This is a genomic window from Diplocloster agilis (assembly GCF_019042275.1).
Lineage (GTDB): Bacteria > Bacillota > Clostridia > Lachnospirales > Lachnospiraceae > Diplocloster > Diplocloster agilis.
In genome coordinates this window covers 94,978-105,596 of sequence record NZ_JAHQCW010000017.1, presented here as the reverse complement: position 1 = coordinate 105,596, position 10,619 = coordinate 94,978, and the positions used below count along the sequence as shown (strand labels likewise).

General features: G+C 47.4%; 12 protein-coding genes, 1 tRNA gene and 1 rRNA gene. All 14 read right to left on the bottom strand.

Annotation, left to right across the window (positions count from 1 at the left end):
- Nucleotides 1–200 (bottom strand): 16S ribosomal RNA (locus tag KTH89_RS11685); the annotation flags it as partial.
- 384 nt (nucleotides 201–584) lie between these two features.
- Nucleotides 585–672, bottom strand: a tRNA-Ser gene (locus tag KTH89_RS11680).
- A 62-nt stretch (nucleotides 673–734) separates the two neighbouring features.
- Nucleotides 735–1,451, bottom strand: coding sequence for a lysophospholipid acyltransferase family protein (locus tag KTH89_RS11675; protein WP_158345184.1), 717 nt, complete (start codon nucleotides 1,449–1,451; stop codon nucleotides 735–737).
- A 70-nt stretch (nucleotides 1,452–1,521) separates the two neighbouring features.
- Nucleotides 1,522–2,583 (bottom strand): type IV pilus twitching motility protein PilT, encoded by a 1,062-nt coding sequence (locus tag KTH89_RS11670; RefSeq protein ID WP_158345330.1) that lies wholly within the window; start codon nucleotides 2,581–2,583, stop codon nucleotides 1,522–1,524.
- 94 nt (nucleotides 2,584–2,677) lie between these two features.
- Nucleotides 2,678–3,133, bottom strand: a complete 456-nt coding sequence (locus KTH89_RS11665; RefSeq protein WP_238721828.1) for a hypothetical protein — start codon at nucleotides 3,131–3,133, stop codon at nucleotides 2,678–2,680.
- Between the two features lie 14 nt (nucleotides 3,134–3,147).
- Nucleotides 3,148–3,567: a hypothetical protein gene (locus KTH89_RS11660; protein ID WP_158345188.1), complete on the bottom strand. Its 420-nt coding sequence runs from the start codon at nucleotides 3,565–3,567 to the stop codon at nucleotides 3,148–3,150.
- A gap of 70 nt (nucleotides 3,568–3,637) precedes the next feature.
- Nucleotides 3,638–4,129, bottom strand: a complete 492-nt coding sequence (locus KTH89_RS11655) for a DUF4860 domain-containing protein (RefSeq protein ID WP_238721827.1) — start codon at nucleotides 4,127–4,129, stop codon at nucleotides 3,638–3,640.
- Between the two features lie 4 nt (nucleotides 4,130–4,133).
- A complete protein-coding gene (locus KTH89_RS11650) occupies nucleotides 4,134–4,475 on the bottom strand; it encodes a hypothetical protein (protein WP_158345192.1) in 342 nt (113 codons plus the stop codon).
- Nucleotides 4,476–4,489: 14 nt separating this feature from the next.
- Nucleotides 4,490–5,533, bottom strand: a complete 1,044-nt coding sequence (locus KTH89_RS11645; RefSeq protein WP_238721826.1) for a type II secretion system F family protein — start codon at nucleotides 5,531–5,533, stop codon at nucleotides 4,490–4,492.
- A 53-nt stretch (nucleotides 5,534–5,586) separates the two neighbouring features.
- A complete protein-coding gene (locus tag KTH89_RS11640) occupies nucleotides 5,587–6,525 on the bottom strand; it encodes a transglutaminase-like domain-containing protein (protein ID WP_238721825.1) in 939 nt (312 codons plus the stop codon).
- A 116-nt stretch (nucleotides 6,526–6,641) separates the two neighbouring features.
- Nucleotides 6,642–7,184, bottom strand: coding sequence for a Fe-S-containing hydro-lyase (locus KTH89_RS11635; RefSeq protein ID WP_158345199.1), 543 nt, complete (start codon nucleotides 7,182–7,184; stop codon nucleotides 6,642–6,644).
- Between the two features lie 27 nt (nucleotides 7,185–7,211).
- Nucleotides 7,212–8,060 (bottom strand): fumarate hydratase, encoded by an 849-nt coding sequence (locus KTH89_RS11630; RefSeq protein ID WP_238721824.1) that lies wholly within the window; start codon nucleotides 8,058–8,060, stop codon nucleotides 7,212–7,214.
- 421 nt (nucleotides 8,061–8,481) lie between these two features.
- Nucleotides 8,482–10,401, bottom strand: a complete 1,920-nt coding sequence (locus KTH89_RS11625; RefSeq protein ID WP_275061784.1) for a thioredoxin domain-containing protein — start codon at nucleotides 10,399–10,401, stop codon at nucleotides 8,482–8,484.
- Nucleotides 10,402–10,439: 38 nt separating this feature from the next.
- Complete coding sequence (locus tag KTH89_RS24920) at nucleotides 10,440–10,604, bottom strand: DUF255 domain-containing protein (protein ID WP_330656680.1); 165 nt, start codon at nucleotides 10,602–10,604, stop codon at nucleotides 10,440–10,442.
- Nucleotides 10,605–10,619 lie beyond the last annotated feature (15 nt).

Here is a 10,619-nt window from a genome sequence, read left to right as displayed (position 1 = left end):
GTGCGCTTATGCGGTATTAGCAGTCATTTCTAACTGTTATCCCCCTGTATAAGGCAGGTTACCCACGCGTTACTCACCCGTCCGCCACTAAGTCACAAACGCTTCATCCCGAAGGAATCGTCATAAGTGCTTCGTTCGACTTGCATGTGTTAGGCACGCCGCCAGCGTTCATCCTGAGCCAGGATCAAACTCTCATGTTTAAGTGTTTGATTCCGTCAAGATAACTACTAGCTATCTTTCCGTCATACTGTTTTAAGGTTGCTTCTCATTCTTCCGCTTCCTTCGCAAAATTGCTTTTGCATCAGGTTGCTTCTATAATAAGAAAGCGTTCGTTTCTGAAATTCTTTTTTAGAATTTTCAGGGTTGTTTCACTGTTTAGTTATCAATGTTCATCGGGCGCTGCTTGTCTGATTTTGTCAGACGCAACTTTGATAGAATATCACATCTCTTAATCACTGTCAACCGTTTTTTTGTACTTATTTCTGTACATTATTTGTTCGCGGCTGGAATTACATTATAGCATCGACGTTATTCTCTGTCAACACCAATTTTCCGCAAAAAAATAATCTTCTGAAAAAACGGAACGGAGAAAGAGGGATTTGAACCCTCGCGCCGCGCAAACGACCTACACCCTTAGCAGGGGCGCCTCTTCAGCCACTTGAGTATTTCTCCTGAATTCGGTATTTTTCATATGATATTGTATGCATCACGTCGGTGACGCAGAAATTATTATACTAATTATAACCGGCTTTGTCAATGGCTTTTTCTATTTTTTCTCTTACAATTTCAGCAATTTCTGTTGTTTTTAGATTTTTATAATCCTCATAGTATAGCGGAGGCAAAAAATAGACAGGAACCGTCACTTTTTTTATGGAATTCGTGTCAAAGGGCAGATATGAATTCATGATGGCAACCGGGACGATGGGACACTGTGCCCTGACGGCGCTTTTAAAGCTGCCTCCTTTAAAAGGGAGCAGATGATTACCGTCTCTGGAACGGGTTCCCTCGGCAAAGATCAGATAATTGCGCCCTTCTTTCACTTCCTGAGCCACCTGCAGGATCACTCTCATGGATTGCTTAAGATCGTCCCTGTCCATAGGGATCGCTTCCATTACCCGGAAGATCTGTTTCAGGAACGGTACTTTTACCAGTTCTTTTTTCATCACTACGGAAAATGGTCTGGGGCAGCATTCCAAAAAAGAGAGTACATCATACATACCCTGATGATTCGGATAGAGTATAAATCCGTTTTTTTCCGGCAGATTCTCCAATCCGTGAGGCTCTATTTTCACTCTCCCGCCTTTGTTCGCGTGGATGGTTACCTTTTTTAACAGCGCAAATCTCTGTTCTTCCGAATACCGGTCTATATGGCTCCCATACCAGCATACCTGGATAAACCAAAAAGGAGCAAACAACAGATTCCGAAGAACCATCAGCATTATTCTTTTCATCTTCTCTTATCACCTTTGTTATCGCTTTTTCCAGCGCTACTATTTTTCTTTCGTTATGAAACCAATATTTTCAGACGCGATTTAATCTTTTTTCCATCATTTCCGGAGCCATGCTGTAGGCCAGGGCCTGTTTCCGGTCGATGATTCCTTTTCCATACAGGGAAAGCAGGCTGGCATCCATCGTAATCATCCCTTCCTGCGCCGATGTGGCGATCACGGAGTCGATCTGATGTGTCTTGGATTCCCGGATCAGATTCCGAACCGCCGTATTACACACCATGATCTCTACCGCCGGAACCACAGCGCCGTCTACGGTAGGAACCAGCTGCTGGGACACGACCGCTTCTAACACCATAGCCAGCTGAACCCGGATCTGATGCTGCTGGCTTGGCGGAAACTCATCAATAATCCGGTCTATGGTATTCACCGCGCCCATGGTATGCAGCGTCGAGATGATCAGATGCCCTGTCTCCGCCGCGGTCATAGCAATACTCATAGTCTCAAAGTCCCGCATTTCCCCTAATAAGATAACATCCGGCGACTGCCTCAGCGCCGCCCGTAAGGCCACCGTATAACTTTTGGTATCCGTAGCGATCTCCCGCTGGCTGATGATACTGTTATCATGGCGATGCAGATATTCAATGGGATCTTCCAGTGTAATCACATGTCTGTTGGCCTGATGGTTAATCCGGTCGATCATGCAGGCCAGCGTCGTGGATTTTCCGCTTCCAGCGGGTCCGGTAACCAGAATTAATCCTTTCTTCTTCATTCCCAGTTCCACTACCATGTCAGGAATGCCCAATACCTTCGGATCAGGCAGATCAAAGGCTACCACGCGGATCACCGCCGCTAAGGAACCCCGCTGCTGATAGACGCTGACCCGGAAACGGGCGACGCCCGGAATGGAGAAGGAGAAATCGTCGTCCCCGGTCTCCTCCATAAGCTTCGGACTGCGGCCGCTGATCTGGTAAATCTCCATCAGTATCCGGTTGGTATCATCAGGTTTTAATTTATCCGTATCGGTACGTTCAATATGACCGTTTAATTTTATAGACACAGGAAGACCGGCTATAATAAAAATATCTGAAGCGTTTTTTCGCGCCGCCGCTTCCAATATCTGGTGGACATCCATATTCATTCCCCTTTCCTATTCTGGTTTTTGAGCATATAGGTATACCCGTAGGGTGTCTCCTTAATTAGTCCTGTCTTTTGGGCATACAGGTATATTACCTCTTTAAAACATTCAGTTTCTCGTCAGGCTGTTCCGGCTCCGTCACTCGGATTTCCCACTTTTGTTTGGACCAGTGTCCCCGGGGTATGTCCTGATTTGCGCCGGACAGGGCTATTTCCACATACAGGTCCTGGATTTCATTCACCTGTATCACATAACTTATATAATGATTCTGCCCGTCATTTGTAATATCACATCCATCCTGAGCGGCCAGCGTCAGTAAATCTTCAATATTCTTTTCTCTTAGCAGGGCCCCTAACTGTTCTTCCGCTTTTGACTCCGCCTGATAGTATTCCTGTACCGCCTTCGCATTCTTTTCCGAAAGCTTTTGATCCGCTCTGGCGGACGTAAAGGATAGTATCGAAAATACAGTCATACATAATACAACAAACACGGCCAGTATGGAAACTGCCCCAAGACCGATTCCTCCGGCACCTCTTTTACGAAGCATGGCGACCTCCTGTTCTAAGCATCGGTAACTTTCTGGATTTTCAAACGGTATATTTCATCCTGCGCATGGCTCATAACGATGACGGCGGTTATCAGATTCTGATCCCTGTCTAATTGGATGTCCATTCGGTAATTGTCATCTGTCTGCCCTGCCGCCGGTTTCCAATCCGTATCATAATAAACAATCACGTTCTGTCCTTCCAGAATTCCATCCAGCTCTTTTGCCAACCGGTCCGCATCCCCATCCACGGCTTTGAAATTTTCCGCCGCTTCCTGGACCTTCAATACCGCGCCTGTGAGCCTGCTGCTTTGTACACTGGTTAGTTTCGCGTTGACGAAAATACGCACGCACACCGTAGCCGCCAGTGAAAAAAACAGGATTATAATTATAAATTCCAATAAAAACATCTTTGTTTTCGACGCTTTTCTTCTCATTCTTATCTCCATGTTTGCGTTATTCCGCGCATATAGCAAACGCCTTCAGATATACCTATATGCTTTATGTTCAGCCTTCCCGCATCTTAACCGGGCCGCACTGGACATACACCATGCTTTCGGACCATTTTCCTTCCCCGTCGGCGGCGGCGATCCGGATACTCTGATCTGCGGCTTCCAGTTGAAAGTCCGTGACTTCCATTAACTCCTGTCCATCTCCGGGATTTACCTGTGTACCGGCTGCCACCATGATTTCTTTGAGATGGTTTCCGTCCCGGTAGATCCAGGTTTCATAGGTATCATTATTATAATTCTGGGTCAGAATCAGCGCCGGCTCATTTTCCAGGTCTCCGACGAAAATCTGTCCCTCGCTGTCATGCTGGCGGATCTTTTCCGTCACATAGGATATCGAACTTCTGCTGCTGTAGTTGTGATCCATATCTTTGGTTATTCCCTGATAGACATCGGCGCCCATCAGCACGACCAGAAGCGCGCTGGCCGTAAAGATGCAGAACAGGGACAGGATGAAAATAATATCCACAATATGTGCATTTCTTTTCAAAATATCATTCCCCCTGTTCCAGTTCAAAAACTTTGATCTCCGGCATCAGATTCGATCCGAACCGTTCATAATGGTATAAAAAATGATCGGTATCCAGGATAATACCGTAATGGCTCTCCAGATAAGACAGATCAGGAGGATACCGCCCTTCGATGGCATAACACTGAACCGCCGCTCTCTCCACCGCTTTTTGGGCAATCTGAAGCTGCTGTTCTTTTGCGGAAGAGGAGACATCGTTGAACCCGTACAGGATACAACCCAAAAAAGCCAGAAACAGGATTCCGGTAATCATGGTGTTTATAGAAAACGGCAGTTTCTTTTTTTTACCATACAGGCTTTTATTCATCTATCTCTTCACTCCTATCCGATCGCGGACATAATTCCAATCAGCGGAAGCATGACGGACAATAATATCATGCCTACCACCAGCGACAGCAGAATAACCAGCGTAGGTTCTATGACAGAGATCAGGCGTTCTATCCTTCTCTCCAAATCTTCTTCATATTCTGCGGCAATTCTCTGCATGACGTCATCGGTCATACCGGTAGAAGCTCCGACGGTAATCATTTTTCCATATAAACCGGAAAATACCTGGTGTTCCACTACAGCCTCGGAGAACATTTTCCCCTGGGATACCTCTTCTTTCAATAAACCTATCTTCGTCTTCATGGATTCGGAACCGGTAAGGTCTTCCGTCAATTCCAGCGACTTTTCCATTTCGATCCCGCTCTCCATCATTAAGGCCATAGCCGAAGAAAAACGCCAGACCGACATAGCGGAGGAAATTTTAGGGAAACATTTTTCAAATATCAAAGACAAAATCTTCTGCCCGCCCGGCAATGCCCGCAGGATAAAAAACAGCAGCGCCAGAAGAACCACAACCGCCACGATCCAAACGGAATATCGGCTGATGATGGTTCCCAGATGCATGGCGCCCCTGGCGAAGCCGGACATCTCACCGCCCAATTCGCGGAATACACTTTCGAAAATAGGAAGCACCTTGATGACCACAACCAGAATGACAGCTAACATCATGACGATCATCATCAGCGGATAGGTTACCGCGCTGCGGATGGTATCGGAAACCTCTTCATTTCTCTCATAATAGGAACTGAGGGAATCCAGCACTTCTTCCATCCGTCCGCTGGTCTCTCCGATGGCCATCATATGTATGAGATATTCCGGAAAGTGACCGGTTTCCTCTATAGCCGCCGACAAAGATTTACCATCTTCCAGGGATTCCCTCAACTGTAACAGCAGGCTTAGCTTTCCCTCTTTCTCATCCTCACATAGAATGGCAATCCCTTCCGGTATTGAGATTCCCGCTTTCAGAAGAAGGGACAACTGTGCGCAAAAAGCTGCCGTTTCCCGGTTGGAAAGCAATTTCTTTTTTTGTTTTCCCATGACGCTCTCCTCTTTCTCTATATTTCGAACTTATCAATCTTCGAATCCTGCGGTCAATAGTAATACATTGCCCGATAATTTCCGCTGTTCTCCACCGTTTTCTCCGCCTTTTTATTCGTGGACGCTAAGGTGGGGTCCATGCGCACCCATTCTTTACCATCGAAGCGGATAATATCGTGTATCCATCCCACTCCATCTATATAAACACTAATCCATGCATGGTATACCGTTCCGGAATAGCCAACTACCAGCTGGGTGGGAATCCGCTGGGTCCTGAGCATGCAGGTCATAACCGCCGCGTAATCAAAACAGATTCCTTTTTTTTCGTCCAGCACCTGGTCGATCACCGGCAGGTAGCCGCTGGCCACATTCTCAGCCTTATCATAATCATAGTCAATATTGCCTACCACATAGTCATAAATCTTCGCTAACGCGTCCAGATCGTCGGTGGCTTCCTTTACCAATTTCTGCCCCAGCGCAACCGCCTGGGTATCCTGATCGTATTTTACATACTGGTTTGGATACAGGAAAGGCAGAAATTCATTTTCCAGGGTGACTTCACTCTTTCCCTCAAATGCGGTGGCGTACTCGTCTCCCGACACATTTTCATAAACGGTAAACTTATAGTTTCCGTCTCCCCGGGTCAGGGGAAACACCGCGTCTTCAAAGGAATTGAGCCGGTAAGTATAGGGGTCCTCGCTCTCATACTGAACCTGAAAACGAACTTTTTCATTATTCCCCTTATAGGACACCACAATATATCCCTTTGTTATATTAGAAATATCGATTGACGCTTTTTCATTACCGATCGTATTGGTACCGGGGGCCTCAGGTTGTAAGACCACTGGGGTCGAGTCTCTCAAGGCAGCAGCGTCTGAGGACTTCGCGCTCTCAACTTTTGGCGTTGCCGCGGCAGCGTTTTGCTGATTGCAGCCGGTACTGATGACAGATGCGATAAGCAGACAACCGATCCATATTCGTTTTTTTATCAAACTGCGTCTTGCTCTCATTTTTTGATTTTCCACAGTCCCTTTCCAGATTTTCAAGGTTATCCACAATTTGATTTAAGTATATACATTTTTGCGTGCAATGTAAACAGATTACGAACCTATTCCTGTCTTCCGGTTTCTTCGTACAGGTCTCTTCCCGCGCTGTCGATCACCACGATTACGGGAAAATCTTTTACTTCTAATTTTCGTACCGCCTCTGTTCCCAGATCTTCATAAGCAACCACTTCGGAATTCTGTATACATTTTGACAACAGAGCGCCCGCGCCGCCAACCGCCGCAAAATATACCGCTTTGTTCCGTACGATGGCGTCTTTGACTTCCTGTGTCCGCTTGCCTTTGCCGATCATTCCCTTTAAGCCCAGATCCAGAAGAGCCGGCGTATAGCGGTCCATTCTTCCGGCGGTGGTGGGTCCCGCGGAACCGATGGGCCTTCCCTTCCGCGCAGGAGACGGCCCCATATAATAGATCATCTGGTTTTCTAGGGGTATCGGGAGACTTTCTCCTCTTTCCAGCGCTTCCTGCATTCTTTTATGGGCGGCGTCTCTGGCCGTATAGATCGTTCCGGTTATGTATACATAATCTCCTGCTTTTAAAGAGGCAGCCTCATCAGCTGTTAATGGCGATTGTATTTGTCTGTTCATCTTTTCGCTCTACCTTTCCTCCGTATATTATGACAGTGTCCGAACTATATGCCTGTTTACATGACAGCAGATATTCACCGCTACCGGCAGACCTGCGATATGTGTGGCATAGGTTTCAATATTAACGGCCAGCGCAGTGGTCGATCCGCCCAAGCCTCCCGGCCCTATTCCCAATGTATTGATTTCAGACAACATTTCTTCTTCCAATTCTCTTACATAGGGAATGGAGGAATGGCTGCCCACTTCTCTGGTCAAAGCTTTTTTCGATAACAGCGCGCATTTTTCAAAGGTTCCGCCGATCCCCACGCCGACAACGATGGGAGGGCAGGCATTCGGCCCGGCGTCTTTCACCGACTGGAGTATGGCGCGCTTGACCCCTTCGATCCCGTCGGCAGGTTTCAACATGAATACTCTGCTCATATTTTCGCTGCCGAACCCTTTCGGAGCAACTGTAATCTTCACACAGTCACCGGGGACTATGCTGTAATGGATCACCGCCGGAGTGTTGTCCCTGGTATTTTCCCGAATGATCGGATCACCTACCACTGATTTTCTTAAAAATCCTTCCTCGTATCCCTGGCGGACGCCTTCATTGACGGCTTCTTCCACATTACCGCCTTCAAAATGCACATCCTGACCTACCTCCAAAAAGATGACGGCCATGCCGGTGTCCTGGCAGATAGGAATCATCTCCTCTCCCGCAATGGCCAGGTTCTCCTGGAGCTGGTTAAGGATTTGTTTTCCCAGCGGGGATTCTTCTGTCTCCGCGGCTTGTTTCATGGCCGCGGTCATGTCCTCGGACAGGTAATGATTTACTTTTATACACATTTCTTTGATTGTCTGGGTTAATGTATCCACATAAATGGGCTTGATCATGGGTGGGTCCTCCGTTTTTCTTATTCTAAGGTCCGGGGAAGAAGGGAGGCTGCGTGCTGCGGGTTTCCGGGAGAAGGCGGGTTCGCGCTGTGGCCCTCGGGAAAAAATCCCCGGGTTAAAAAGCAACCTCATATACAGCTCCGGGAGCCTCTGAAAACAGTAAGAATGCCGGCGTGTGAGCCGCCATTCTTACTTGAGTCTCCCTACGCTATTCGGCCATGCTTTTTTACCCGGGGATTTTTTCCCGAGGACCACAGCGCGAACCCGCCTTCTCCCGGAAACCCGCAGCACGCAGCCTCCCTTCTTCCCCTGCTTTGGCTTTAGCTTTGATGGATGAAACTTTGGGGTGAGGGAGATTTCTGTTTTATGATTGTTATTATAGTTTATAATAAAACCAAATTTGGGGTTGGTCAAGAAATGTTTATATGTGTACTTCCAGGTCTTTCATCAGCTGGTCCAGGTTGGAGACCAGGGGCATACAGTTGTTGGCGGTACAGAGGTAAAATTGTATGCCGGATTTGGTGACCGGATAGTTCTCGGTGTAGGGGGCAAGTTTTTTAAGTTCATTTGCGTTTGCTGTTGTTTTTACTATAACGGTCAGGTTTGGTACGGTTTCAGACAGATAGCTCAGTTGTTTCAGTACTTCGTTTGAATTGTCCGGGTTAGCGTCTGCGGGTATTGTGCATAGTAGTTCTTTAGCGGGATGCAGGATATTCATTATGGTCAAAAGCGCGTAACTGTGGCCGGACGGATAGCTTTCCATGGCGCCGGCTAAGTAACTCATCTGTTTTTCCAATGCTTCCTGCCATTTGGTCAGGCCGGTAATTTCCGAAAGGGTCTGAAGAACACGGGCCGCTGTGGAATTTCCTGATGGCATGGCTCCGTCATAATTTTCTTTTGTCCTCACAATAAGCTGTTCCGCATCGTCGGCGTACAGATAGAAGCCTCCCCGTTGGCCGTCGAAGAATTGTTGCAGCATGGTCTGTGCCAGGAGGGACGCGCGGCTTAGGTAATCGGTCCGGAAGGTTACTTTATATAGTTCAAGCAGCGCCAGAATGTAGCAGGCGTAGTCATCCAATTTTCCTTCCCCGGTGGTGTCGCCGTCCCGGTAACGTACCTGCAGCCGTCCATTTTTCATCAGGGTCTGATGGATAAATGCTTCCGCCCGTACTGCCAGGTCTATATATTTCTTTTCTTTTAGCACTGCTCCCGCCTTGACACATGCGCAAATCATCCAGCCGTTCCAGGAAACCAGGATCTTATCATCCTTGTGGAGATGGGTCCGGCTGATCCGGTATTTATATAGTTTTTTGATATTTTCTTTTCTGTTGTCTTCGCAGGCGGTATTTTTGTTTTTTCTGCATGCAAATTGTTGGTCGGGGATTTCTTCAAACGCTTCATTTTCCAGCAAATTCGGGATACTCTTTCCTTCAAAATTTCCGCGTCCGGTAATTCCATATTTTCTGCAAAAGCGCTCGCCCTCGTCTGTGCCCAGGATGTCCTTGATTTCGTTTGGGATAAACACATAGTATTTCCCTTCCACTCCGTCGCTGTCCGCATCCTGCCCACAGTAGAATCCTCCCTGCTTGTCCGTAAGTTCATTTTCCACATAACTTAGAATCTCAATGGCAACCTCTGCGTATATATTACGGCCGGTTAATCCGTAAGCCTGCACATAGGCCATCACTAGCAGCGCATTGTCATATAGCATCTTCTCAAAATGGGGTACCAGCCATCGTTCGTCTGTGGAGTATCTGGAGAATCCTCCCCCGATGTGATCGAAGATCCCGCCGCGGTACATCTGTATCAGAGTCGTTTCCGCCATGGACATGGCTTCCTTATTTTTCTCCCTGACGGCATAATCCATCAGAAATATCAGGTTATGGGGGGTTGGAAATTTGGGCGCGCCGCCAAAGCCGCCATTTTTTTGATCAAAATTATCTGCAAAGATTCGAAATGCCTGATGGACCATTGCCATCGAAGGTTGTGCCGATACGATCCTGCGTTCCTGTTCTTTCAGATATGTTTCGATCTGTCCTGCATTTTCCAGGAGGGTTTGTCTGTTTTCTTTCCACTGCTTCGCCGCCGCGCGCAGCAGCTCTGTCAGTCCGGCTCTGCCGTACCGCGCTCTGGGAGGTAAGTATGTGCCGGAGAAAAACGGCCTGCAATCAGGGGTCATAAGAATCGTCAGCGGCCATCCGCCCTGCCCGTTCATAGCCTGGCAGACAGACATGTATACAGAATCCACATCCGGCCGCTCCTCTCTGTCTACTTTTACACATACGTATTCTCGGTTTAAGAGCTCCGCAATTTTTTCATTTTCAAATGATTCCTGTTCCATTACATGACACCAATGACACGTACATCCTTGCAGACAGGTCAGCTGTACCCAATAGATAGGAAAACAGGCTTGTCTTCATGCCTTGCTTTCTCAAATGCTTCCTCACCCCAGGGGTACCACTGCACCGGATTATAAGCATGCTGCAGCAGATAGGGGGATTTTTCATTGATTAACCTATTGGGTATTTTTGTACGATTGTCCACAGGACCACCTCCTTT

Coding starts and splice junctions, on each gene's coding strand:
- KTH89_RS11675 (WP_158345184.1), bottom strand. CDS start 1,451: ATGAAAAGAATAATGCTGATGGTTCTTCGGAATCTGTTGTTTGCTCCT.
- KTH89_RS11635 (WP_158345199.1), bottom strand. CDS start 7,184: ATGAACAGACAAATACAATCGCCATTAACAGCTGATGAGGCTGCCTCT.
- KTH89_RS11645 (WP_238721826.1), bottom strand. CDS start 5,533: ATGGGAAAACAAAAAAAGAAATTGCTTTCCAACCGGGAAACGGCAGCT.
- KTH89_RS11670 (WP_158345330.1), bottom strand. CDS start 2,583: ATGGATGTCCACCAGATATTGGAAGCGGCGGCGCGAAAAAACGCTTCA.
- KTH89_RS11665 (WP_238721828.1), bottom strand. CDS start 3,133: ATGCTTCGTAAAAGAGGTGCCGGAGGAATCGGTCTTGGGGCAGTTTCC.
- KTH89_RS11660 (WP_158345188.1), bottom strand. CDS start 3,567: ATGAGAAGAAAAGCGTCGAAAACAAAGATGTTTTTATTGGAATTTATA.
- KTH89_RS11625 (WP_275061784.1), bottom strand. CDS start 10,401: ATGGAACAGGAATCATTTGAAAATGAAAAAATTGCGGAGCTCTTAAAC.
- KTH89_RS11630 (WP_238721824.1), bottom strand. CDS start 8,060: ATGATCAAGCCCATTTATGTGGATACATTAACCCAGACAATCAAAGAA.
- KTH89_RS11650 (WP_158345192.1), bottom strand. CDS start 4,475: ATGAATAAAAGCCTGTATGGTAAAAAAAAGAAACTGCCGTTTTCTATA.